The following is a 24,180-nucleotide window of genomic DNA, read 5'->3' on the forward strand; positions in this document are numbered from 1 at the left end:
GGAGAGATTTGAGTCTTTGGGTGTTCGGTTACGGATCGTTGATGTGGCGGCCGGGGTTCCGGTTCCAACGAGCCGAACACGCTCGCCTTGTCGGATTTAGCCGGTCGTTCTGTGTTTTCTCCATGCACCATCGTGGCTGCGAGACACGGCCCGGGCTCGTGCTCGGGCTTGATCGCGGTGGGGCCTGCGAAGGCATGGCCTTCCAAATCGCTGAAGAAGATGTCCCGGCGACACTCGCCTATCTACGTGAGCGCGAACAGGTCAGCGGCGTCTACCGCGAGGTGCGGTTGCCAATTACTCTGCTCAACACACAACGTCAGCACGTGCACGCGCTTACTTACGTCGTCGAACGCGCACATCCCAGCTACGCATCACGGTTGCCGCTCCAGATCCAGGCTCGACTGATCCGAGGCGCGTGTGGGACATCAGGTGACAACATCACTTATGTGCTCAACACCATGTCGCATTTGAGCGACCTAGGCATTCGCGAGCGCCAATTGGAGCGCCTGCTCGCCTTAATCGGGCCGCTCGTCGCATCGCGCCAGACAATCAATGGCGCTCAATGCCCACACGTGACAAGCCTCAGCCGGGCGGTCCGCAATCAGTTCCGCGTACGCCAGCCCCTACGCCTGTCGGAGCGCCGCCGCTTTATCTACCGCCAAAAGATCCGCCAAGATTAGTTTGCTCGCGCAAAGCGATTTTACTGATCATGCCCGCGCGCCAGCGTAAGTTCCGGCGCGCGGGCATCGACCACCCCCTCCAGGCGGTAGGCCCCGTCGTATCTCAAGGTGTAAGCGCGAATGCCACCCGCTGGTCCGACTTTCGCCAGTAGGCGTCTGCCATCGGCGCGAACTCTAACCAATACGCCACTGCGTTTTCGCCTCCCGGCATGTTCGACGACAGTAGCTCCGGCAGATGGCATGATTTCAACAGGCGAACGATCAAGTACGAGCAAACGCTTTGTTCTACTGATGCCTGCGCATGCTGGCCGAGCCTGAGGGGCGACAGATGGCTCAGCTTCCGATGGTGTCGGTGAGGGCGTCTCAGCGACGGCCGGAGCCGGAGCCTCGGCAACGGCGGGTTCTGGCCTCACCTCGGCTGGCTTCTCAGGTACCACCGGCTCAGTCGCCAGCACCGCTGCCGGTGCCATTGGAGCGGATTCCGCAGGCGTAAGTTTGGGCTTAGCTACAGTTTCAGTGGGCTTAGGCTGAGCCTTAGCCGGTTGGCTTTTCTTTTTTCGCAACAGCCAATTGAACATATCGTCCCTCGCCATAACACGCCCTCGTCGGCGATTTCGTGGCAAAACATATGCCAATTGTTAAGGGCTTAATTTTGAATGTTTTTTCATAAAAGCGTGGAGGTTGTGCCTGCTTGATTGGCAGTACTGTGCTGAATATTCGGGCAGCAGGGGGGAAGGAACCTCGCGGCTACAATCAATAATGCTCAAGCGGTAGAAACTCTAAAAACATTCAACCTTTATCTCGCTCAACTGAGCGTCTGCATGCCGGCGCCCCCGTGACGAAAAGCTCAAAGAAAAGTCACACGAGTTTGATCGCAAACCGAACCGTGTCACCAGGGAGACCTCACTCGGAAATACATAAGTCAAATTATGTAGTTAGATCTTCTAATTTGGTTCTCGGGAGGACAATCTCCCCCAAGTCAAAACCTGGAACGTCGTATCTAGAAGATTAGTTATCCCTCCATTCTCCGCATTCGCCCCGCTGCAATTTGCGCCCGCGAAGCGGATCAGAACGAAGGAGTAGATTATGTCGTTCAAACCAAAATCGCTGATCGCCAGCGTTTTTGCCTTGGGTATTCTTGGCGCAGGGGTGAGCGCGCAAGCTCTGGCAGCTCCTGCTGGCGGACTAACGAACCTAAGTACCCCTGGCGGGGGCGCCAACAGTTTTAACGTGATCCAAGTCCGCAGTGGCGGTGGAGGTCACGGCGGTGGTGGCGGGGGCCACGGTGGAGGAGGTCACGGAGGCGGCGGCCACATGGGTGGCGGCGGACATGGCGGCCACATTGGCGGCCCGAATGTTCCGCATGGAGGCATGTGGCACGGCGGTGGCGGTCACCACAGGCATGGCGGCCACGGTTGGCGCGGTCCCTATTGGTATGGCGGTCCCATAGTGTATGGAGGCGGCTACGGTTATTATGACGATTACTACGATGACTATGACGACTATGGCTATGCTCCGAATGTCGTGAGTGCATCATCTGCCGTCGCGCGTTGTGAAGAACGGTTCCGCTCTTTCAATCCTCGGACTGGAAAGTACACGACATACAGCGGCGAAAAGCGCGTATGTCCGTATCTGCGCTGATTTGTTCAACGGCTGGTAGACTGGCCCGCGTCTCGTCCGGAACCCGGCCCGACGCGGGCCCGAATTCTTTCTTCAAGTCACGGCGCTGCGGCAAGTACATCTGCCGTCTCGCAGCATCGGTACGCCGACCTCACAATGATGCGAGCTAGCTCCGTATACCATTAATCATGGAACAGAAGCTTCCCTCTTTCGTTGCCTCCTTGAAGCGGCAGCAGCGTCAAAGTCTGTCGCATGTGTCGAACGCCAGCGTGCGACGACACAAATTACGAAGGAGATGACATGACACTCAAGTATAAGTCACTGATGGCTAGTATAGTTGCTCTCGGGCTCGCAGGTGCAGGCATAAGTTCGCCGGCGACTGCGGTCCCCGTAAGCTCCGGTCTTCAGCAGCTCAACCACGCCGTCGCCAACGATAGCAATTCCGGCGTCGTCCAGGTGCGGCATCGGGGGCGCGGATGGCGGCACCATCGAGGGGGACACCGGCACGGCTGGCGACACCGGCACCGTAATCGCGGGGCAGCTATTATCGGAGGTGTTATTGCTGGAGCGCTGATCGCGGGAGCTATTCGCGAAGGCCGCGCCAGTTCTTCGGCCATTGAGCGATGCGAAGACCGTTTTCGTTCTTTTGATCGCCGAACGGGCACATATACGACCTATGGTGGTGAAACTCGAGTTTGTCCGTATCTACGCTGATCGTTCACCTTCGATTTACCAATTGTAATCTGAGTCGAAAGGCCGGGCTCTAAGGTCCGGCCTTTCTATGATTATTTTCGAATTTGCACTGCAGCACAATTACTTTGGCACGCTATAACTTGAGGCCGAACTATGCCCCTGGATGCTGCAAAACTCTTGCGCTTCGCTGTATTTCGGGCCATATACGCGCCATCGAATACGCCTTGGTACACTCTACTACACGGCACTACACGGCCTGCACTAGACGTCTCCATCGCGCGATTTGATCCCCGGGAGCAATCCCGCTTCTGGGAAATGCCATACGCTTTTGGAGGCAGTCATGGCGAATGGAACCGTTAAGTGGTTCAACACGCAAAAAGGCTACGGCTTCATTCAGCCGGACGATGGCGGAAACGACGTTTTCGTTCATATTTCGGCGGTGGAACGTGCCGGTATGGCGACTCTGAACGAAGGTCAGAAGGTCGCCTACGAGCTCGAAAAGGGCCGTAACGGCAAATACGCAGCTGTCAATTTGCGCGCCGAATAATTCGTCTAGACCGTCTCAGGTCAGGCCAACTAAGCGGGGAGGGCAGCAACTGCTCTCCCCATTATCGGTTGTACGCAAATATTGAGAATTAGGAGACTTGATGGCCAAAGAAGAGATGCTCGAATTCGAAGGCGTCGTGGACGAAGTTCTTCCCGATGCCCGCTGTCGGGTGATATTAGACAATGGGCACGAAGTTGTCGCCTATACGTCCGGACGCATGAAGAAAAATCGAATTCGCATCCTGGCTGGTGACCGCGTCACGATCGAGATGACACCCTACGATCTCACCAAGGGACGGATCAACTTCCGACATAAGGATGCGAGATCGGCTCCGCCGTCTGCGGGAGCCGGCGGCCCGCCAGGTGGTGGACAACGCCGCCGCTAGTAGTCGCAAGAGCTTTACATCATTGCGAAGCTTTCTTCGTGGCCGCCTTGGCCGCTTCCACAGCGGCCAAGGCGGCCATGTTTACGACACGTCTTACTGTTGCCGTGGACTCCAACACGTGCGCCGGCTTGGCTGTCCCGAGTAGAATAGGTCCCACTGTCACCCCGTTGCCTGCTGTCATCTTGATCAGGTTGTAGGCAATATTGGCGGCATCGACATTCGGCATAACCAATAGATTGGCATCGTGCTTGAGCCGGGAGTCTGGTGACACCTGCCCCAGCAACGCCATAGACAACGCCGCATCAGCGCGCATCTCGCCATCAACTTCGAGTTCCGGCGCTCTGCGATCGAGAATGGCAACGGCTTCGCGCATTACGCGAGCTTCCGGCGTATCCGAACTGCCGAAGCTTGAATGTGAAAGCAACGCCACGCTCGGCGTCAATCCGAAGTCTTTCAGTTCCTCGGCGGCCAACAACGTCATTTCTACGATTTGCTCGGTTGTCGGCTGGCGATTGACGTAGGTATCGCAGACAAAGAGCTGCCGATCCGTCAGCATCAGCATGTTGAGCGCAGCAAGCGTGTTCACACCTTGTCTCGTGCCGATTACTTCGCGAATACACGAGATATGCTCATCGTAGGTTCCGCGCACGCCGCACAACATCGCATCGGCAAAATCGCGGCGCAGGTACATCGCGGCAATCAGGGTCGGGTTCGCACGGATTGTCTGACGCGCAGACGCCTCGCTCTGGCCTTGCCCGTGCATCAACTCGCAATACGCACTTTCAATCTCGGCTTGGCGCGGATCGGAAGAGGGATCGATAATCTCGCAATCCTTGCCGGCGGCGAGCCTAAGGCCCAACGACCTAATGTGTTTGTTGATTTCCTCCTGGGCACCGACGAAAACGGGATACCCCATGTCCTCGTCGACGACCGTCTGAGCTGCCCGCAGAACGCGTTCATCGTCGCCCTCTGCGAAAATCAGGCGCTTCTTTTCACGCTTGGCCGCATCCAGAACCGGCTTCATGCTCGGGCCGGACCGATAGACAAAGCGCGATAAGCTGAAGCGATAGGCTTCGAGGTCTACGAGCGGTCGTGCGGCAACGCCCGAATCCATCGCTGCTTTGGCGACGGCGGGAGCAATACGTTCGATAAGCCGCGGGTCGAATGGCGTCGGAATGAGGTATTCCGGCCCAAACGACTGCGGCTCCGCCCCGTAGGCGCTGGCGACAATGTCTGAGGTTTCCGCTTGTGCCAGTTCCGCGATGGCTTTGACGGCGGCCACCTTCATTTCCTCGGTGATTCCGGTTGCGCCGACATCAAGAGCGCCGCGGAAGATAAACGGAAAGCAAAGAACATTATTGACCTGATTGGGATAGTCTGACCGGCCAGTGCAGATCAGGACATCGGGGCGTACCGCCTTTGCGAGTTCCGGGCGTATTTCCGGTTCGGGGTTGGCCAGGGCCATGATGATTGGCTTGTCCGCCATCTCCGTCAACATTTCCGGCTTCAGGACTCCCCCTGCAGACAGACCTAGGAAGATGTCAGCTCCGGGCAGTATTTCGGCCAGCGTTCGGGCTTCGGTTTCCTGCGCGAACCGCTCCTTGTACTCGTCCATCAGTTCGGTGCGGCCTTTGTAGACAACGCCCTTGATGTCGGAGATCGTGATATTTTCACGCTTGAGACCAAGATTGACGAGCAAGTCCAGACATGCGAGGGCCGCGGCGCCAGCGCCTGAGCCCGCCAGCTTGACGTCCTCAATCTTCTTGCCGACTAGTTTCAATGCGTTCGTGACGGCAGCCGCAACGATGATGGCCGTACCATGCTGGTCGTCGTGGAAGACAGGAATGTTCATACGTTCTCGGAGCTTGCGCTCAACGATGAAACACTCCGGGGCCTTGATGTCTTCGAGGTTGATGCCACCGAAGGTGGGTTCCATCGACGCGATGATCTCGACCAGACGGTCGGCATCGTTCTCGGCGACCTCAATGTCGAACACATCGATACCGGCGAATTTCTTGAACAGGCAGCCTTTGCCTTCCATCACGGGCTTGCCGGCCAGCGGCCCGATGTTCCCGAGGCCGAGCACGGCCGTCCCGTTGGTGATAACGCCAACCAGATTTGACCGCGCTGTCAGGGTCGCGGCTTCGGCGGGCTCATCCTTGATTGCAAGACAGACGTAGGCAACGCCGGGCGAATACGCGAGCGACAGATCCAGCTGGTTCGTCAGATCTTTGGTCGGTTGTATCGAGATCTTTCCCGGCTTCGGACGGCGGTGATAATCAAGCGCCGCGGCGGCAAGCTTCTCGTCCATGTGGCTCCCTTTAGGTGGGCTACCGGTCGGTGATTAGCCGCCGGTTCAGCGCTTTCGCGCCGGAGGTAGATCGGTACAAGTCCCCTCGAAGACCTCCGCAGCCATACCAATGGACTCGGAAAGCGTCGGGTGGGGATGAATCGTTTTTGCGATGTCGACAGCATCAGCGCCCATTTCAACTGCCAAAGCGACCTCGCTAATCAGATCACCGGCATGGGTGCCAACGATGCCTCCACCAATAATCCGGTGGTCATCTACATCGAACATCAGCTTTGTAAAACCTTCATCGCGTCCGTTCGCGATGGCGCGGCCCGAAGCTGCCCAGGGGAATACCGCCTTGGTAAACTTGATCCCCTTCTGCTTTGCTTCGGCCTCCGTGAGCCCCGCCCAGGCGATTTCTGGATCGGTGTAGGCGACGGCGGGTATCTGACGCGCATCGAAATAACTCGGCTTGCCTGCTGCTGACTCGGCGGCCACGTGGCCTTCGTGGACAGCCTTATGGGCCAGCATCGGTCCCCCGGCAATATCGCCAATGGCATATATATGCGCGACATTAGTCTGCATCTGCTTGTTGGCCGCGATAAAGCCGCGCTCATCGACAGAGATGCCAGCCTTGTCGGCATCGATGCGTTTTCCGTTCGGACTGCGGCCCACTGCGACAAGCACCATGTCATAGACCTGCGGATCCTTTGGCGCGTTCTTGCCTTCAAAGGTGACGTGGATTCCGTCCTTCTTGGCGGCGGCAGACACCGTTTTTGTCTCAAGCATAATGGCATCGAACCGATGGGCGTTCTTCTTTTCCCACACCTTGACCAGATCGCGGTCAGCGCCAAGCATCAGCCCGTCGAGCATCTCAACGCATTCCAGGCGCGCGCCCAGCGCGGAATAGACCGTCGCCATCTCAAGGCCAATAATGCCACCGCCGATCACCAGCATCTTTTTGGGGATCTTGCGGAGTTCAAGAGCGCCGGTGGAATCGACGATACGCGGATCCTCGGGGAGGAAGGGCAGCTTTACCGCTTCCGAACCCGCCGCGATGATCGCCTTTTCAAACTTTACGATCTTGGTGCCCGATCCATCACTCAAAGCGACTTCAATGTGATACGGATCAAGGAAGCGACCACTTCCCGTCACAACCGTGACTTTACGTGCCTTAGCCATGCCGCCGAGGCCGGTCGTCAGTTTAGAGACGACCTTATCTTTGTGTTCCCGCAGAACCTGTAGGTCGATCTTGGGCGCGGCGAATTTGATCCCGTGTGCACTGAGGGCTTGGGCCTCCTCCATCACGGCGGTCGTGTGTAGCAGCGCCTTGGAGGGAATGCACCCGACGTTGAGGCAAACGCCCCCCAGAACCGGCCAGCGTTCAATCAGAACCGTTTCCATCCCAAGATCGGCTGCGCGGAAAGCCGCCGAGTACCCCCCTGGTCCAGAACCGAGCACAACCATTTGGCAGGTGACGTCGGCTTTGCCCGCATATTCAGATGTTGCAGCGGCTGGTGCCGGAGTTGTGGCTTCAGGGCTCGCAGCGGTCGATGCCTTTTCGGGAGTACCTGCTTCCTTTGCCGGCTTTGCTTCGGCTGCTTCTCCGGACGCATTCAGCGTCAGGATTACTGAGCCTTTGCTCACCTTGTCGCCGACTGCCACCTTGACCTCGGCAACGGTGCCGGCTTCTGGAGCCGGGATATCCATCGTCGCCTTGTCGCTTTCCAGGACGATGAGCGGATCTTCCGGCTGAACCGTGTCGCCGGGCTTCACCAGGATTTCGATAACGGGAACATCGCTAAAGTCGCCGATATCGGGAATACGAACTTCTTTGACGGTCTCTTTAGCCATTGTGGTCTCCGGGATGTTCGTCAGAGAACGAGCTGACGGACATCGGCAAGTACGTCCGCAAATTTTCTGGTGAAGCGCGCGGCCAAGGCCCCGTCGATAACGCGATGGTCGTAGGACACGCAGAGCGGCAACATCAGGCGCGGCTTAAATTCGGCCCCATCCCAAACGGGCTTCATCGCCGCGCGAACAACACCGAGGATTGCCACTTCCGGTGCATTGACGATCGGCGTGAAATTCGTGCCGCCGATACCGCCTAAACTCGAAATCGAGAACGTTGCGCCCTGGATGTCCGCAGGCGTTATCTTGCCGTCGCGCATGCGGGCGGAGACTTCGCTCAGCTCCTGCGACAACTCCATGATGCCTTTGCGATCAACGTCCTTGATCACAGGCACAACGAGGCCGTCCGGCGTATCGACCGCGATGCCCAAGTGGTAGTATTTCTTAAGGATCAAGGAGTCTTTGGTCGGGCTCAGAGACGCATTGAACGTCGGATACGCCTTAAGCGCGACGACCGCCGCCTTCATGAGGAAGGCGAGCAAGGTAACGCGGTAGCCTTTCTCCTTGGCAGCCGCGTCAATCGTCTTACGGTAGTTTTCGAGATCAGTGATGTCCGCTTCATCTGTATGCGTGACGTGCGGAATGTTGAGCCAAGCGCGATGCAGTGCGGGTCCGGAAAGCTTCCGCAGGCGTGTCAGGGGGATGGTTTCGATCTCTCCGTATTTGGAGAAATCCTGAGCCGGAATATCGGGAATACCGCGGCCGGACATACCCGCGTCCGGTGCACCCGCCAGCGCCCGTTTGACGTCGTCCTTCGTTACCCGGCCTTTTTCGCCTGTGCCCTTCAGTTGGGTCAGGTCGACACCAAGCTCACGAGCCAGCCGACGGACCGACGGGCTTGCATGAACTCCGCCGAAGTCCATCGGTGGTGGCAGTCCGCTCGAAGAGGCGCCGCCGGATGGGGGCGGTGTGGACGGTTCAGTTTTCTGCGAAGCGGGCGGTGTGACCACCTCAGGCGCAGGTGGAGGGGGGGCAGCGCTCTGCTTGGGTGCCTTGCCGCCCGCACTTGCGACATCAGCTGCCGACTCCAGCTTGATAATGGCGCTGCCTTCGCTGACCTTGTCGCCGATGTTTACAAGAACTTCGACGACTTTGCCTGCTGCGGGAGAGGGGACTTCCATCGTCGCCTTGTCGCTTTCCAGCGTTACGAGCGGGTCTTCCGGCGAAACCTCGTCACCTGGTTTCACCAAAACTTCGATCACTGGAATGTCTTGGAAGTCACCAATGTCTGGGACCTTTACATCAATCAGGGACACTGGCTGCTGGCCTTTCATTGACGGGCGATTGTGTGAGGTTCGGCCGAAAGGGCCGATGATGGAAACGGATCGGAACTAAACGGTAGCGGGATCGGGCTTTTCGGGATCAATGCCGTACTTCTTGATCGCCTCGGCGACCTTGGTAGAGGGCACCTTGTTTTCGTCCGCCAGCGCTTTCAACGCCGAGACAGCGACGAAGTGGCGGTCCACCTCGAAGTGACGGCGAAGCTTGCGCCGGAAATCCGAACGCCCGAAACCATCGGTCCCCAGCACGCGATAGGCGCCTGGCACAAAGTCTCCGATCTGGTCCGCGAATGCCTTGGTGTAGTCGGTCGCTGCGATGAAGGGGCCTTCACCGCGTCCGGCGAGTGTTTCAGTGACGAACGGCACGCGCGCAGGCTCCAAGGGATGAAGCATGTTCCAACGTTCGATGGCTCTGGCTTCGCGGCCGAGTTCGGTGAAGCTTGTTACAGACCAGATATCAGCCGAAATACCGAAGTCCTTCTCAAGGAGTTCGGCGCCTGCGATGACTTCACGGAGGATCGCCCCGCAGCCCATCAGCTGCACCTTAAAGCCCTTGGCCTCTGGATCAGCGGCCTTGAGCAAGTAGATGCCCTTAATGATCCCCTCTTCAGCGCCTTCCGGCATCGCGGGGTGTTCGTAGTTCTCGTTGAGAACGGTGATGTAATGGAACACGTCTTCCTGGTCACCGATCATGCGCTTTAGGCCGTTCTGGATGATAACGGCGAGTTCGTAAGCGTACGTTGGGTCGTAGGAGACGCAGTTGGGGATCGTGGACGAGAGAATGTGGCTGTGGCCATCCTGGTGTTGGAGGCCTTCACCGTTGAGCGTCGTCCGCCCCGATGTGCCGCCAATCAAGAAACCACGCGCGCGCATGTCGCCCGCTGCCCAGGCAAGGTCACCGACCCTCTGGAAGCCGAACATGGAGTAGTAAATGTAAAATGGGATCATCGGGCAATTGGACGTCGAATAGCTCGTCGCCGCCGCGATCCAGCTCGACATGGCTCCGGGTTCGTTGATGCCCTCCTGGAGCATCTGACCGGTCTTGTCTTCCTTGTAGTACATAAGCTGGTCGGCATCCTGCGGGCTATAGAGCTGCCCGGCCTGGGAGAAAATGCCGAACTGACGGAACATGCCTTCCATGCCGAAGGTGCGGCTTTCATCGGGCACGATCGGTACGACCCGCTTGCCTAGGGATTTGTCGCGCAAGAGCGTATTCAGGATGCGTACGAACGCCATTGTCGTAGAGACCTGCCGGCCTTCGCCCGAGCCCTTGAGTTGTGTTTCAAAGGCCGACAATGGTGGCACCTGAAGCTCAACATCAGATTTTGGGCGGCGCACGGGCAGATAGCCGCCCAGTGCTTCGCGCCGCTCGCGCATGTAGCGCATCTCTTCGGAATCTTCGGCAAACCGTACGAACGGGATCTCATCGATTTCATCATCGCTGACCGGGACCTCAAAGCGGTCACGGAACTGCATCAGGTCCGCGCGGCCCATCTTCTTCTGCTGGTGAGTAATCATCTGCCCTTCGCCAGCAGACCCCATGCCATAACCCTTGACGGTTTTGGCGAGGATCACCGTCGGCATCCCCTTGCTGCTGACAGCGGCCTTGTAAGCGGCGTAGACCTTGCGCGAGTCGTGGCCACCGCGCGTCAGCTTCCAGATCTTGGCATCGGACCAATCCGCAACCATCGCCGCGGTTTCAGGATACCGGCCAAAGAATTTCTCGCGGATATAGGCGCCGTTCTTCGACTTGAAGTCCTGGTACTCGCCGTCGACACATTCTTCCATGAGCTGGCGCAGACGCCCTGTGTGATCGACAGCCAGAAGCTCATCCCACTGAGAGCCCCAAATGCATTTGATCACATTCCAGCCGGAGCCACGGAAATCCGCCTCCAACTCCTGAATGATCTTACCGTTGCCCCGGACCGGCCCATCGAGCCGCTGCAGGTTGCAGTTGACGACAAAGATGAGGTTGTCGAGCTTTTCACGGCCCGCCAGCGTGATGGCTCCAAGACTCTCGGGCTCGTCCATCTCGCCATCGCCGCAGAACACCCAAACCTTACGGTTCTCGGTATCGGCCAAGCCGCGGCAATGCAGGTATTTCAGAAAGCGCGCCTGATAAATTGCCATCAGCGGCCCCAATCCCATCGACACCGTCGGGAACTGCCAGAAATCAGGCATCAACCAAGGATGTGGATAGGACGACAGGCCCTTGCCATCCGTCTCCTGACGGAAATTCAGGAGCTGCTCTTCCGTGAGACGCCCCTCGATAAAGGCGCGGGCATAGATGCCAGGCGATGAGTGCCCCTGCACCATAATTAGATCGCCCCCGTGCATTTCGCTGGGAGCGTGCCAGAAGTGCATGAATCCGGTGTCGTAGAGCGTCGCCGCGGACTGGAAGCTCGCAATGTGGCCGCCGAGTTCGCTAGATTCCTTGTTGGCTTTTAGGACGATCGCGGCAGCGTTCCAGCGGATTGCGGCACGGAGGCGGTGCTCGAGCGTATAAACACCAGGATACTCGGGCTGCTCACCGACCGGGATCGTGTTGATATATGCCGTGTTGGCGGCAAAGGGCAGCTTGGCACCTGAGCGGCGCGCTGTGGCGACGACGTGCTCAAGAATATCGTCGGCGCGACCGGACCCCTCAAAGGCAATCACTGAATTGATCGCGTCCACCCATTCGCGGGTTTCGGCGGGGTCCGTTTCGTACTCGTTCGACATTCAAATTCTCCAAACGGCAATCGGCACGAACGCGCGCCAGCACATTGCGGCTGCAGGGGCCCTCCGACATCTAACGAACGGCGGCTCGTGATGTGATCATACTATAGGCTTGTGCTGGCCTTATATACAGAGGCGGCGAGCCGGAAACATATCTTCTCGCGCAACCCTGCTGTGCAGGTCGCGTTACGGCACGTGGCGCGGTGTTGTGTAGACATCAGTGATGCCCAACCAGGTTAAGGCGGCGCAATCTCTCAGCCATCACGCGCATGACATGAAGCGCGAAATCCGGATCTTCGCGGATGATCGCGAAAAAGGCATCCTTGTCGAGAACCATGACGTCGGTTTTCTCAGACGCCAGCGCCGCGGCGCTGCGCGGTCCACCATCGACAAACGCGATCTCGCCGACGATGCCGTTTGCGCCAACTTTTTCGAGAACTTTGCCAAACGTGATGACTTCGACCCGGCCGGTGCGCACAACGTATAAGACGTTGCCGTGCTCATTCTGTAGGAAGATTTTCTCACCGGCATCGAACGAGTGGGAACGGGCTCCGAGCCGCTCCATATGATCAAAATCGAAATACATGGCGGTATTGTCCGACATGGCTGGCGATGAATGCAAGACCAGCCGATCGTGAACTTTAGTGCTGCCCCGATAACGCGGCCAGCAAAAAAGGCCGCACGTCTGGAGAGCGGAACGTGCGGCAGTTTACAGGCATGCTAAAAAATCGTTCGCGCCGGCCACTTATCCCAGCCTGCGCAACCGTAGTCGCAGATGCGGTTACCCTCATCGACCCATCTGGCGAGCGTGCTGCGCTGACTGATCAGAATCATCTTCTGACCGCCCCAACAACGCAGCACGCAACGCTCAGTGGGAGCTGCGTGAATTTCCTTCGGACGTGGATGTCTCGCCGAGAAGGCGCATGACATCGTTGATCGCCGAAACATAGCCGTAGTGCCAGTAGGCCTGCTCAGCTGTGCCGGATTCGAGATGTTTCTGATCGAACATCGTGTAGGGCGACTCGTTCTCGAGCCACTCGCTAACCTCGCCCTGGCGCTTGGCCAGGAGACGCATTACTGAACCGTTACTCATTTGACGTGCCCTGTATTTTTTTATGTCTGCTATGCTGCCTTTGTAACAGTGCCAAATTGCGATCACGCTAGCTAAGCCGTGCAAGTTTCGCTCGAATTTTATCTATCTCTCCGAAATGCCCGTAATTCGGGCTTTTTGGTATGAATTGAGGGCCAAAAAAAATTATATTGGCCGACAGAAAACTCTGGAAGTAGGCTCAAAGCCCTTTGAGTTGCCCCTGCAGGCCGGCTAAGTGCTCGCGCAAATCGGCCAACTGCATGTCCAAGCGCTGTTCCTCAGCGAGGGCTTCCCGCCGTTGGGCCTTGGTGTCGTGCAGTTTTCTGTAAACTTTCTCATTGGTCTGAGTAGCATGCGCTACTCCAGATGACGGAGGCGCAACGTCGCGGCCTCGCTCTGTCCTCTTTTTCTCAAACTGGATGACCTCCTCGAGCGCTGCGACGTAGCCTTCGGTAGACTCACGAACCGCTTGCGCCTGCATCATCGCTTTTGTTTGCAGTGCACCTAACTGTTTTTGAAGTGCCAATAGCTCTTGAGTGACTTTGCTAGCTTGAGAACATCCGCCCCTAATCGCAAGCGACGGTGTCTCGCGTTGCAATGAGATGGATTGGCTGGTTTCAATGGCTTCGCTAATATCGCAAACAGCGATCTGACGACCCCGATCCAGAACCACCCCTTTCGTACACAGACCGCGCAGGGTATCGGCATTGTGCGAAACAATAAGAACGGTACGTTCACTCGATATCAGCTGTTCGATCAACTCCTTCGCTCTAGCCCGGAACGCAGTGTCTCCGGCAGAGAGTGTCTCGTCGATCATCAAAACATCCGGCGGAAGATGAAGCGCGAGGCTGAACCCAAGGCGAAGCCGCATCCCAGCCGAATAGGTTGCAACGGGTTGGTCCACCCACGCACCAATGCCAGCGAACTCCACGATTTCCTGAAACTTTGAAACCACCGTCTTGGGGAGATGCCCTTGATAGAGCGACGAATTGTAAACATTTTCCCGGCCGGTCAGGTGGGGTTGGAAGCCAGCCCCGGGTGAGAGTATGGCGGCCGACAGATCCGGCGCCACGCCGATCTCTCCTTCGTCCGGAGAAATGATGCCTGCGATGGCGCGGAGAAGACTCGATTTCCCGCTGCCGTTGTTGCCGAGAACGCCGATCGCTTCGCCGCGCTGAACTTCGAAGTTGATGTCACGCAACGCCCAGTGGCGCCGCCCCCACAAACGCGACGCGCCCCGTCCTAACGGTAACTTCACGCCCATACGCGTCACGCGTACGGCTAGGCCTTGAGCGATATCGTTTGCGCTAAGTTCGCGCGGTCTCCCGGACGTCACTTCTTCTTTCTTCGGCTTTCCCCCCCTCACGTTATTGCCCCCTCAAATCACATATTTCGGCAGCACGCGGTCATAACGGATGAGTATCCACTGACCGAACGCTAGCAGAATGAGTGAAACCGCCATCAACAAGACGAGGAACGCGTAGTTCAATTGTTCCGGCAGCATCAGCGCCACCCGGTATTCCTGGATCAACAGCGCAAAGGGGTTCAGCAGAAATGTGGTTTGCCACTCTGTCGGAACCTGTTCGAGACTAAAGAAAGTACCGGAAACAAAAAACAGCAGCCGAAACGCGTACTGGATGGCGACCTGGACATCACGGACCAGACCGGCGGCAACAGAGACCAACGACGCACATGCGAGGCTAAACAGGAACGCGACTGCGGTTACGATAAGAACCTGCGGGGCCGAAACATCCCCGCCGCCTAAAAGCCAAAGGAGAGCGATGACAAAGGTCGTGCCAATAACAAACTTAAACGCCTCCGCCAAAACATCGCTGATAACGAAAACATACTTGGGCACATAGAGCCGCTCCGAGAGCTTGAATGCCGGACGCAAGGAGCCCGCCCCCTTTGTGATCGCCGACTGCAGGAAGCGAAAAACGAGCAGGCCGATGAGAATATTGAGTGCCGTATCCTCATTGCGCATTTGGAGAATTACGGCCGTGACCACATAGAGGATCGCGGTATTGATCAACGGATCAAGAAACCACCAGAGAAACCCGAGACTGTAGTTTCTGATCTCGCTGTGAATGCGCAATGCCGTCAGATGATAGATGTAGCGCAGGCGATCCAAGCCGACGGAACGTCGTACCCTGCCCAATCGGTCATGCTCGTGCATCTTCGTCATGGGTCGCACCCTTTGGCATTGTTGGTGCCCATCTCTCATGCCCGCTAAGCGAAGTGCCGGCTTTTCTCTGGAAGCGCTTCGAGAGAAACGTTGCACAGCGAAAGATCAGCATGCAGAAATTCTCGTTAACGGCTAGAGCGAAATCAACCGTTCGCGAAGTTTAGGCAGTTTAGGTCTCCACTTGCGTGGAGGTGCCTAAATGGCGCTAGTGCTGCGGCAAGGTGAAACAGGCCACGCCGCCGCGGGTGGCCTATTTAAAAGCTATCCGGGCAGGCGCTCACATTGCAGTTCTAGGAAAGGCCTTATTCCACTCATGCAAAACGGTACCGCTGCGGAGCGTGCTCCCGTCCCCGTGCTCAATCGTGCGGAAGACCTTCTCGCGCGTTATGACGTCCTCTTCTGCGACGTGTGGGGGGTCGTGCATGACGGCTTCAAGGCTTTGCCGGCGGCCGACGACGCGCTCAACAAGTTTCGCCGCGCCGGCGGCACCGTCATTCTGGTTTCCAACGCGCCCGTCCCCAATCATCAGGTTGCGGCGATGCTCGACTCCCGGAAGCTCTCGCGGACAGCATGGGACGCGATCGTATCTTCCGGTGATATCGCGCTCACACATCTGCGGGATCAGTCTTATCGGCAGGTTTATACGATTGGCCCGCGCGATCGAGACGCAGCACTGTTCGAGGCCGTACCGGCACGATTCTCATCGCTCGAAGATGCAGACGCCATTTTGTGCTCCGGCCTTGACGACGACATTCACGAGACGGCCGAAAGCTATTTGCCCATACTCGAGCAAGCCCGGGCACGGGACCTACCATTTGTGTGTGCGAATCCGGATCTCGTCGTCGATGTCGGGGGGCGGCTGTACCTATGCGCAGGTGCTATTGCTGATCTTTACGCGCACCTTGGCGGAGACGTTTACTGGGCGGGCAAACCTTACATCTCTGCCTACGGCTCAGCGCATGGCCTCGCGGAAAAGCTACGTGACGCGTCGATCGCGAAGGAGCGGATTTTAGGGATCGGCGATGCCGTGCGCACGGATTTAAAAGCCGCAGAGATTTTCGGCGTCGACGCGCTGTTTATTGCTGGCGGCATACACCGCGAAGATACCATGTCGGATGGTGTGATTTGCCGCGACCGGCTGGACGGCTTGCTTCACGGTGCGTCGCCCAACGCCGTCGCCGCGATGCCGTTTTTAGCTTGGTAAAGCCGTCCCAAAATGCAGCGCGCGCTACTCGACGGGAGGATGCTCTCGGCGAGATATTTCGGAATGGGTGACTGACCGTTCCCAATCCTTTGGCTGCTTCGTACCGTCAGAGAACGCTTCCAACACCATATCTGGCGCAGACGTATTGTGACGCGAAAAGTCATTGCGGCCGAGCCAGACGTCTGTTGCGCTCTTCGCGCCCGAGAAGGACATGACAGGTTCTTCCAGCCAGGATTTTGCCCCCTTCTCCAGAACCGCGACGTCGGCGGCGTCATTATTGAAGCGGGTCACGTACATGGAGCGTAACGCGGCAAAGGGATGATCCGTTATCGGCTTATCGAAAGTCACATCAATGACCTGTGCGTTGTTGTCCAGACGGCTGATCTTCAACTTAGCGCTGCCGCCTCCCGAGAACTTTAGATTGAACGTCAGCGTTTCCGGGTCGAACGTCACTTCATCGAGATCTACGACCGGCCGGCCGTCTTGTTTGACCGGCCCGACGAGGAACGATGAACCATAGGCGCTCCAGCCAAGATGCTTCGGAGGCAAAGGGCGTGCTCGCCAGTATCCGTCCGGCGGATAAAGCACGAGAACCTCCTCTGAGCGCTCATTGCGGCGTACCCACACCTGGATCAGGTGAAAGCCATCATCAACCTTGTCACCAACCCGGACCGGAACCTTACGGTCCCGCCAAAAATTCGGAAACGTGTATCCGGTAATCCAAACATCAATGCCCTCATAGAGTGTCACCTTGCGTGGTGGCGGCGGCTGGCTCAACGCCTCCTCTGCAAAGTCGCACGCAGTCCAGTCCGGCTGAAAGCTGTCGCTCTGCAGAGCGTTGATGTAGGCCGGATGCGCTGCTTCGATGCGGAACTGCTTCACGTCGGGCGAAGCAAAGGTCAGCGTGACGTTATCCTTTTCGGCGCATAGGACCGGCTCGCTCAGGTTCTCGACCTTTACCCCGAGCATGTCTAGCGAAGCGGCTTTAACCGCAACAGCTCCGGAGATCAGCGCGGTCGCCAGGAGGAACATAAACCTCACCGGCGCCTCGATCTTAATTTGCGAGCCTGGCATAGATGTCTCCGGAATTAACCTCGTGGGGCAATGCACGCACGTGAGCAGCCATGGTTCGCGCATCCAGCTCACGGCCCTCGCCAAACGTCAGTTGCTGCGTCTCACCTAGGGCTATGTCGTAGCGGTAAGGTCCAAGGGCCGCGAGCCGTTCCAAGCCGCGGCAAGCAACGTCACGATCGATGGTCGTGAATTCAAACGAAAGCGCGGGCACAGGCTCCGACAGTCCCGCCAGAACACGGTCCTCAAAACCTTCGACGTCAATCTTTATGAAGGCTGGGTGTCCATACCGGTCGATCAGGTGATCAAGCGTCACTGCACGGACCTCAATGACCTGATCCCATGTCTGTCCCTCCCAGCCTGCTGCTCCCTCGGCCTGGGCGAGAAAATCACCTGAGGCGGTTGAAACCGTCGGGTTCGCCGTATTGACGTGCATGCGAACGGTTCCGTCATGGTCGGCGGCTGCGGCGGAGACAATGGTTACGTCCGGATCGCGGGCATAGATCAACCGCAGGGCGCGACCGGGGAGGGGCTGGGGTTCCAGCGCGACGACACGAGCTCCAAGGCTCCGAAAGACGCCTGTGCGGTCCCCAACATGCGCACCCACATCAAAGGCCAAGTCTCCTTCAGAGATGAACGTGGCATAGAGCTCCCGCATCGCTCGCTGGCGCTTCTGGTCCCCGTAATAAACACGCAAGGATCGGGACAAGCCATGCAGAGCGCTGGAAACCATCGACGGTGTTTGCCTTCCTAGACGGTCTCAAGTTCGCGACGAGGAGAAGCGCTTTTTCCCAACGGGAACACACTTTCCTGCTGTACCGTTGCGATCTCGGGTGGTGTGACGAGGTCTTCAGGAATAGCACACAGCCGATTGCGCTGCAGCCAAGCGCCCAATCGCGGCGACGCCGTAAACACAGCAAACGGTATCGCCAAGAGATAACCGGCCGTCAGTGGTAAACTCCACATGAGCGTCTCAGGTGAGATGACCGCCAGAGCGCCGCACACAAGAAGGCCGAATATCGTTTGCGGCCACAAATCAAGGGCGGCTGTTGTCCATGAAAGCCCATATGCATCACGCGACTGCCCGCCCCACACCACTGAACGGCCCAATAGGAGGCCAAACATGAAGACGCTGGTGCGGATCGCGGAAACTGCGCCCTGCAGAAACGAGAAGACGAGTTCCGTGGTCGCGCTGAAGGTGAAGCGAAGCGGCCCGCCGAAACTCGCGACTCCGCCCTTGGTCAGCATGGCATCGACAAGCCCTGCGAGCTTTGGCGTCAAATGCATAAGCATAAATGCCAGATAGAGCGTAATCGCGAGGCCTGCGGGATAATCCGGGATCGTGCGCGCCTCTAACGCTAATGCCGGCAGCAGCGCGATGATGACGGTCAATGCCGGTACACCAAGGAACATCAGGACAGCCCACAGAAGCTGAAAGCGGCTTAGGGGCAAGAGGCCGGGAAGGTTCAGCAGCTTGATGTACTGCAAATTGCCCTGGCACCAGCGCACTTCGCGCTTGGCGAAGTCGAGCATCGTGGGCGGATTTTCTTCCCACGATCCGATCTCGAAAGGCAGCACCCGAACTTCATAACCTGCCCGTCTCATCAAGGTCGCTTCGACCTGATCGTGTGACAGGACATGGCCACCGAGGGGAGGCTTACCTGGAAGCACCGGTAGCTCGCAATCGTTGTAGAAGGGATGAACGCGTACCATCGCGTTGTGCCCCCAGAAGGGACCGCAATCGGCGACCCACCAGGCTTGGCCCATGGTGTAGGAACGCATCCCATGGCGCATACCGAACTGGAAGATGCGCGCAAAGGCGCTCGATGACGGCATGCCGACCACCAGGCTCTGCAGAATGCCTAGTCGCGGATGCGCCTGCATCATACGAGCCATTTTAACGATGGCGTCGCCGGACATCAGGCTATCAGCATCAAGCGGAAGCATCAGCTCGAACTGGTCGCCCCAGCGCGCACAGAAATCTCGAACGTTTCCGGCCTTGAAGCCAACATTATCTGCGCGACGGCGATAGACGATGCGCTCGCCGTCGGGGTCGGAGGCCTGCCATTCGGCTGCAAGTTGCTCCTCAAGCTCAGCCACTTCGGTGACGTTGGTGTCGCTCAAGAGGAAATAGCTGAACGTGGCGCCTTCACCGGTCGCATCGAGACTGCGCTTGATCGTCTGCAGCCGCGCAACGGCGCGTTTGGGGTCTTCGTTGCGCAACGTCATGAACACCGCCGTCTTGACGTAGAGCGGGGTCAGATCATCCGCAGCGCGCGCAAAAGGGGCGACGGCGGCCATGGGAGCCTTGTGACCGTGCAGCAGCCACAAACCGATAACCGCATTCCAGAAGCCGAGTATGGCCCAAGGCGTACCGATCATCAGGCACAGGAATACGACCAGATCGACCGTGGTCCAACCTCCCGCACTCAGCAAGAATGCGGCCGCCGCCATCATTACGGCGTATGTCACTACGTTCAGTGCCGCTACGATTGTTCTGCGGCGCTGAAGTTCAGGCATGGACTGGAGGCCACTGGGTACGCTAAGCGTCGGCTTTCCCGCGCTAAATCGCGGCTCGTTCGCCTGGTCTAACGTCTCGCTCATGATCACATCTCATTTTCGTGGCGCTGGCTCCAGGCCGCGCCAACTTCAAAGGCTCTCGATATGACGGTACGCAAATCGACTGGCAAGCGACACATTGGCCGCGCCGTTTGGTTTACCAATCCTGGCGTCGCAGAGATCCGTGTTGAAACTTTGAAAGCTCCGGCTCCGAATGAAGCGGTGGTGCGCGCGTTGTACAGCGGAATAAGCCGTGGCACGGAACGCCTCGTTCTGAATGGAGCCGTCCCTGAAAGCGAGTGGCCCCGAATGCGGGCTCCTTTTCAGTCGGGCGATTTTCCTTTCCCAGTTAAATACGGCTATTGCGCGACCGGGATCGTCGAGGACGGCCCGGAAGACCTCGTAGGTAAAACGGTTTTTTGCCTTCATCCGCACCAGGACATCTTTGTCGCACCCATCGCCGCATTGGCGGTGGTCCCGGAAGATGTGCCGGCCAAGCGGGCGACGCTGGCGGCCAATATGGAAACGGCACTGAACGCCCATTGGGATGCGGCAACCGGGCCGGGGGATCGTATCGTGGTCGTGGGTGCGGGGGTTGTCGGACTGCTGGTCGCACGGATCGCGGCGCAATTGCCGCATGCTGAGGTTACCGTGATCGACATTGATCCGAGCCGGCGCGCGCTCGTTCAGGACTTTGGTGGCGATTTCGCGTTGCCTGATCAGGCAACGCAGGACGCCGACGTCGTATTTCACACAAGCGCGAGTTCGGAAGGACTGACGACTGCGATCAATTGCGCCGGGTTTGAAGCGCGTGTGATTGAATTGTCATGGTACGGTGCGAGTCAGCAACAGGTCTCGCTGGGCGGGGCGTTTCATAGCCGCCGTTTAACGTTGCAATCGTCGCAAGTCGGCCAAGTCTCCGCCTCTCGGCGCGCGCGCTGGTCTTATAGCCGCCGTCTCGCAACGGCCTTGAAACTTTTACGCGATCCCGTGCTTGATCAACTTGTTTACGATGAGATCTCCTTTCGCGACGCCGCCGACCTGATCCCTGCCATTCTCAATGGACCGGCGAGTAAACTCGCGCCTGTCCTCAATTATGCGTGAGCTTGAAAACCCAATAGGAGCAAATAGCCCATGTTTTCCGTTGAAGTGCGCGACCGCATCATGATCGCTCACAGCCTTCCCGACCCGTTCTTCGGTCCAGCGCAAAAAATGCACGGCGCGACATTCGTTGTCGATGTCGCCTTCTTCCGCGCTGAGCTGACGCGGCACAACGTCGTTGTCGACATTGGCGCGGCGCTGCAAGTTTTGAACGACACGCTGAAACCACTTGCCTATCAGAACCTCGACGAATTGACGCAATTTACCGGCAAGCTCACGACGACGGAGTTCCTGGCGAAGCACATTTTCGACGAGATCGCGCGGGCTGCGCGCAGCGGCGGTCTCGGCGAAGGGTCCAGCGGCCTCGCCAAGATCCGGGTAACGTTGAGTGAAACGGACCTTGCGCGGGCATCCTATGAGGGGCCTATCGGTGACTGAAACCTGCTTTGCCATTCCCGGCGATATCGACAGTCCGACGGGCGGCTATGGCTACGATCGGCGGCTCCTGACAATGCTGCCGTCGTTCGGTGTCAATGTGCGTCACCTGGAACTTCCAGGGACATATCCAGCGCCGTCCCAGGGTGATCTCGCGGCGACTGTCGATACTCTCAACTCGGCACCTCCGAATTCGACGCTTCTCATCGACGGCTTGGCATATGGAGCCATGCCGTTTTCGGTGATCGAAAAGATCAACCGGCGCATCATTGCTCTCGTCCATCACCCTTTGGCGCTCGAAACGGGTCTGTCGGAACGCCGCCGCGCGGAATTGGAAGCGAGCGAGCGCGCGGCTCTCGCCTTGGCCGACAAAGTCGTCGTCACGAGTCCGGCGACACAACGCATTCTGGAAGCCGATTATGGGGTGGCGAAGGACCGCGTGACGGTCGCCTTACCCGGCACGGATCCAGCTCTGCGGGCGACCGGCACCGGAACACCACTGCAATTGCTCTGCGTCGGGACCGTGACGCCGCGAAAGGCGTACGATGTTTTGATCGAGGCCCTGCTGCCGCTGAAGCATCTCGATTGGCGGGTGAACATCGCGGGTGCGTTGGACCGTGACCGCGAGACGGTGGCGGCGCTCAACGCGCAGATTGCCGCCGCCAAGCTGGAAGATCGCGTGAGCCTGCCCGGCGTCGTCGTTCCTGCGACCCTCGACCGCTTTTATGAGAGCACCGACCTTTTCGTTATGCCGTCTCGTTTCGAGGGATATGGCATGGCGCTCGCGGAAGCGATGGCGCGCGGGTTGCCGATCATTTGCTCGACGGGTGGCGCAGCCGCCGAAACGGTTCCCGATGGCGCAGCCCTGAAAGTGCCGCCGGGAGACGTCGCTGCACTGACGAAGGCGCTGGAGTCGGCGCTTACCGACAAACGGCTGAGGGTGCGGCTCGCCGATGCGTCGTGGGAGCATGGGCGTTCGCTGCCGACTTGGAACGAAACTGCGAGACGCGTCGCTGCGGCGATCCTGGATATTCCGACATGAGTGGTTTTTCGGCCGAGTGGCTCGGGCTGCGAGAGCCTGCCGATCACCGTGCGCGCAATCGGGAAATCGCCAGCACGCTTTCGGCGCGGCTTGCCCAGCGCGAAGCTGTCTCGATCGTCGATATCGGCTGCGGGGCGGCCTCCAATCTCAAGGCCACCGCCCTACTTCTGCCAGACCGGCAGACATGGCGGCTTGTCGATTATGACGCCAATCTCCTGACGGCCGCACGCGAGCGGCTCATGGACTGGGCCGATGCGTCAAAGTCCGAGGACGCGCAGCTCGTCTTGGAAAAGGACGGCAAACACATCGACGTCACGTTCCATCAGTTCGACCTCAATGCCGATCTTGAAGGCGCGCTCGGGGAACATCCCGATCTGGTGACCTCAGCCGCATTTTTCGATCTGACGTCGGTCGCCTTCATGCAGCGCTTTGCTGCGGCGGTCGTCGCGCGCAAGGCAGCGTTTTATACTGTTCTGACTTATAACGGCCGGCAGCGCTGGAGCCCGCACCATCCGAGCGACAACGCGATTGTTGCGGCGTTCCACCGGCATCAGATGCGGGACAAGGGTTTTGGGTCGGCTGCCGGTCCGACCTCCGCGCTTGAACTCGGCGAACAATTCCGGCTGCACGGCTATAGCGTTCTGGAGGGCGATAGCCCCTGGGACCTCGGGCCCTCGGACGCGGCGTTGATTGCTGAACTTCAGGCGGGCCACGCCGCCGCTGTGGCCGAAACCGGGGCCGTGGATGCGAAAACGCTGGAGCGTTGGGTGGGACTGAAACGCACCGGCGCCATCATCGGCCATACCGATACGCTTGCGTTGCCGGGGTAGGTTGGGGTGCGCTCAAGCTCGTTGGGAGTGACGGGCGCGTTCTGCTCCAGGCGCACGAGCTGACCTCGATCTCTTTTGGAGCCTGCAATGCTCTCACCTTGTGCGTAAAGGGAATCCAGGTGGCCGAGCGACATACCGGCACGGGGGGCTTGGCTCGTAGTCTGCTCTGGCCACCTGGTCGACGGAGGCAAGAGGCGGGGGGACCTCTCGCGTCCGACGAATGCTAATCTCTAAGGCTCATTGACGTGGATCGCGGAGCGTTCGACCGCGATCTTCATCTGCCTCAGGACTGTTCCCCTTGAAGTTTGATATCTGCAGGATGCGATATCGGGGCTTTGCCATCGCCTGAGCAAATAGCTGTGACGCAAACCGTCGTCGCGACTAAGAGCCAAGAGTGCTCGATTGAGAGAGCATACAATACAGCGGTGTGTCATACGTCAGGCACCTCGAGCTTCCAATCAGATGGGAACAGCAGACAACTCGTGAGCCGAGTTCTTGAAGGCGACAACGTCGCCAGTTCCAGCCTCATCGATACAACG

General features: G+C 58.3%; 22 protein-coding genes. 10 read left to right on the plus strand and 12 right to left on the minus strand.

The genetic code is table 11. The annotated features are described in order from the left end of the window. Positions 1 to 8: 8 nt before the first annotated feature. The gene (locus BLS30_RS00710; RefSeq protein WP_342027526.1) at positions 9 to 680 is read left to right on the plus strand and encodes a gamma-glutamylcyclotransferase; all 672 of its coding nucleotides are present in this window, start codon (positions 9 to 11) and stop codon (positions 678 to 680) included. Between the two features lie 20 nt (positions 681 to 700). Here BLS30_RS00710 and BLS30_RS00715 read toward each other — a convergent pair whose 3' ends face one another. After that, a complete protein-coding gene (locus tag BLS30_RS00715; protein ID WP_139165271.1) occupies positions 701 to 1,273 on the minus strand; it encodes a hypothetical protein in 573 nt (190 codons plus the stop codon). Between the two features lie 493 nt (positions 1,274 to 1,766). Between BLS30_RS00715 and BLS30_RS18080 the strand changes: the two genes are divergently transcribed. From BLS30_RS18080 to infA, 4 genes are all read left to right on the plus strand, one after another. Further along, positions 1,767 to 2,321: a BA14K family protein gene (locus tag BLS30_RS18080; protein ID WP_170832380.1), complete on the plus strand. Its 555-nt coding sequence runs from the start codon at positions 1,767 to 1,769 to the stop codon at positions 2,319 to 2,321. A gap of 279 nt (positions 2,322 to 2,600) precedes the next feature. Beyond that, a complete protein-coding gene (locus BLS30_RS00730) occupies positions 2,601 to 3,014 on the plus strand; it encodes a BA14K family protein (protein ID WP_170832381.1) in 414 nt (137 codons plus the stop codon). Between the two features lie 319 nt (positions 3,015 to 3,333). Then, on the plus strand, positions 3,334 to 3,540 hold the full coding sequence (locus BLS30_RS00735) for a cold-shock protein (RefSeq protein ID WP_046478201.1): 207 nt from the start codon (positions 3,334 to 3,336) through the stop codon (positions 3,538 to 3,540). A 100-nt stretch (positions 3,541 to 3,640) separates the two neighbouring features. Then, complete coding sequence (infA, locus tag BLS30_RS00740; protein WP_046478200.1) at positions 3,641 to 3,925, plus strand: translation initiation factor IF-1; 285 nt, start codon at positions 3,641 to 3,643, stop codon at positions 3,923 to 3,925. Positions 3,926 to 3,944: 19 nt separating this feature from the next. On the opposite strand, the gene BLS30_RS00745 is transcribed toward infA, so the two are convergent. The 8 genes from BLS30_RS00745 to BLS30_RS00780 form a co-directional block, all read right to left on the minus strand. Next, positions 3,945 to 6,236 (minus strand): NADP-dependent malic enzyme, encoded by a 2,292-nt coding sequence (locus BLS30_RS00745; protein WP_090225910.1) that lies wholly within the window; start codon positions 6,234 to 6,236, stop codon positions 3,945 to 3,947. 45 nt (positions 6,237 to 6,281) lie between these two features. Continuing rightward, positions 6,282 to 8,069, minus strand: coding sequence for a dihydrolipoyl dehydrogenase (lpdA, locus tag BLS30_RS00750; protein WP_090225913.1), 1,788 nt, complete (start codon positions 8,067 to 8,069; stop codon positions 6,282 to 6,284). A 20-nt stretch (positions 8,070 to 8,089) separates the two neighbouring features. Continuing rightward, positions 8,090 to 9,382: a dihydrolipoyllysine-residue acetyltransferase gene (gene aceF / locus BLS30_RS00755; RefSeq protein WP_244466766.1), complete on the minus strand. Its 1,293-nt coding sequence runs from the start codon at positions 9,380 to 9,382 to the stop codon at positions 8,090 to 8,092. A gap of 75 nt (positions 9,383 to 9,457) precedes the next feature. Beyond that, positions 9,458 to 12,127, minus strand: coding sequence for a pyruvate dehydrogenase (acetyl-transferring), homodimeric type (aceE, locus tag BLS30_RS00760; protein ID WP_046478196.1), 2,670 nt, complete (start codon positions 12,125 to 12,127; stop codon positions 9,458 to 9,460). Positions 12,128 to 12,341: 214 nt separating this feature from the next. Further along, on the minus strand, positions 12,342 to 12,710 hold the full coding sequence (locus tag BLS30_RS00765; RefSeq protein ID WP_244512333.1) for a Crp/Fnr family transcriptional regulator: 369 nt from the start codon (positions 12,708 to 12,710) through the stop codon (positions 12,342 to 12,344). Positions 12,711 to 12,992: 282 nt separating this feature from the next. Beyond that, positions 12,993 to 13,217: a hypothetical protein gene (locus BLS30_RS00770; RefSeq protein WP_139165272.1), complete on the minus strand. Its 225-nt coding sequence runs from the start codon at positions 13,215 to 13,217 to the stop codon at positions 12,993 to 12,995. 196 nt (positions 13,218 to 13,413) lie between these two features. After that, entirely contained in the window at positions 13,414 to 14,580 is a 1,167-nt protein-coding gene (locus BLS30_RS00775; protein WP_090225918.1) for an ABC transporter ATP-binding protein, read from the minus strand. A 12-nt stretch (positions 14,581 to 14,592) separates the two neighbouring features. After that, positions 14,593 to 15,399 carry an ABC transporter permease gene (locus BLS30_RS00780; RefSeq protein ID WP_170832382.1) on the minus strand — a complete coding sequence of 269 codons (807 nt, stop codon included), beginning with the start codon at positions 15,397 to 15,399 and terminating at the stop codon, positions 14,593 to 14,595. 313 nt (positions 15,400 to 15,712) lie between these two features. Here BLS30_RS00780 and BLS30_RS00785 point away from each other — a divergent pair, with 313 nt between their 5' ends. Continuing rightward, on the plus strand, positions 15,713 to 16,603 hold the full coding sequence (locus BLS30_RS00785; RefSeq protein ID WP_090225922.1) for a TIGR01459 family HAD-type hydrolase: 891 nt from the start codon (positions 15,713 to 15,715) through the stop codon (positions 16,601 to 16,603). Positions 16,604 to 16,627: 24 nt separating this feature from the next. Here the strand turns inward: BLS30_RS00785 and BLS30_RS00790 are convergent, their stop codons facing one another. Genes BLS30_RS00790 through mdoH form a run of 3 tightly spaced genes read right to left on the minus strand, consistent with a single transcriptional unit; the run spans position 16,628 to position 20,278 of the window. Continuing rightward, positions 16,628 to 17,677, minus strand: coding sequence for a hypothetical protein (locus BLS30_RS00790; protein WP_090225926.1), 1,050 nt, complete (start codon positions 17,675 to 17,677; stop codon positions 16,628 to 16,630). Beyond that, positions 17,658 to 18,407 carry an FkbM family methyltransferase gene (locus BLS30_RS00795; protein ID WP_090225928.1) on the minus strand — a complete coding sequence of 250 codons (750 nt, stop codon included), beginning with the start codon at positions 18,405 to 18,407 and terminating at the stop codon, positions 17,658 to 17,660. The genes BLS30_RS00790 and BLS30_RS00795 overlap by 20 nt, the downstream gene beginning before the upstream one ends. 17 nt (positions 18,408 to 18,424) lie before the next feature. Further along, positions 18,425 to 20,278 (minus strand): glucans biosynthesis glucosyltransferase MdoH, encoded by a 1,854-nt coding sequence (gene mdoH / locus BLS30_RS00800; protein ID WP_090225932.1) that lies wholly within the window; start codon positions 20,276 to 20,278, stop codon positions 18,425 to 18,427. Between the two features lie 60 nt (positions 20,279 to 20,338). On the opposite strand from mdoH, the gene BLS30_RS00805 reads away from it, so the two are divergent. The 4 genes from BLS30_RS00805 to BLS30_RS00820 are packed head-to-tail and all read left to right on the plus strand — an operon-like array spanning position 20,339 to position 23,641. After that, the gene (locus tag BLS30_RS00805; RefSeq protein ID WP_090225935.1) at positions 20,339 to 21,337 is read left to right on the plus strand and encodes a zinc-dependent alcohol dehydrogenase; all 999 of its coding nucleotides are present in this window, start codon (positions 20,339 to 20,341) and stop codon (positions 21,335 to 21,337) included. A gap of 30 nt (positions 21,338 to 21,367) precedes the next feature. Then, positions 21,368 to 21,772 carry a 6-pyruvoyl trahydropterin synthase family protein gene (locus tag BLS30_RS00810; protein WP_046478190.1) on the plus strand — a complete coding sequence of 135 codons (405 nt, stop codon included), beginning with the start codon at positions 21,368 to 21,370 and terminating at the stop codon, positions 21,770 to 21,772. After that, positions 21,765 to 22,811: a glycosyltransferase family 4 protein gene (locus tag BLS30_RS00815; protein WP_090225937.1), complete on the plus strand. Its 1,047-nt coding sequence runs from the start codon at positions 21,765 to 21,767 to the stop codon at positions 22,809 to 22,811. Before BLS30_RS00810 ends, BLS30_RS00815 begins: the two co-directional genes overlap by 8 nt. Beyond that, on the plus strand, positions 22,808 to 23,641 hold the full coding sequence (locus tag BLS30_RS00820) for a class I SAM-dependent methyltransferase (protein ID WP_090225940.1): 834 nt from the start codon (positions 22,808 to 22,810) through the stop codon (positions 23,639 to 23,641). The genes BLS30_RS00815 and BLS30_RS00820 overlap by 4 nt, the downstream gene beginning before the upstream one ends. Positions 23,642 to 24,180 lie beyond the last annotated feature (539 nt).

Source organism: Filomicrobium insigne (assembly GCF_900104305.1).
In the GTDB taxonomy this organism is placed as follows: Bacteria; Pseudomonadota; Alphaproteobacteria; order Rhizobiales; family Hyphomicrobiaceae; genus Filomicrobium; species Filomicrobium insigne.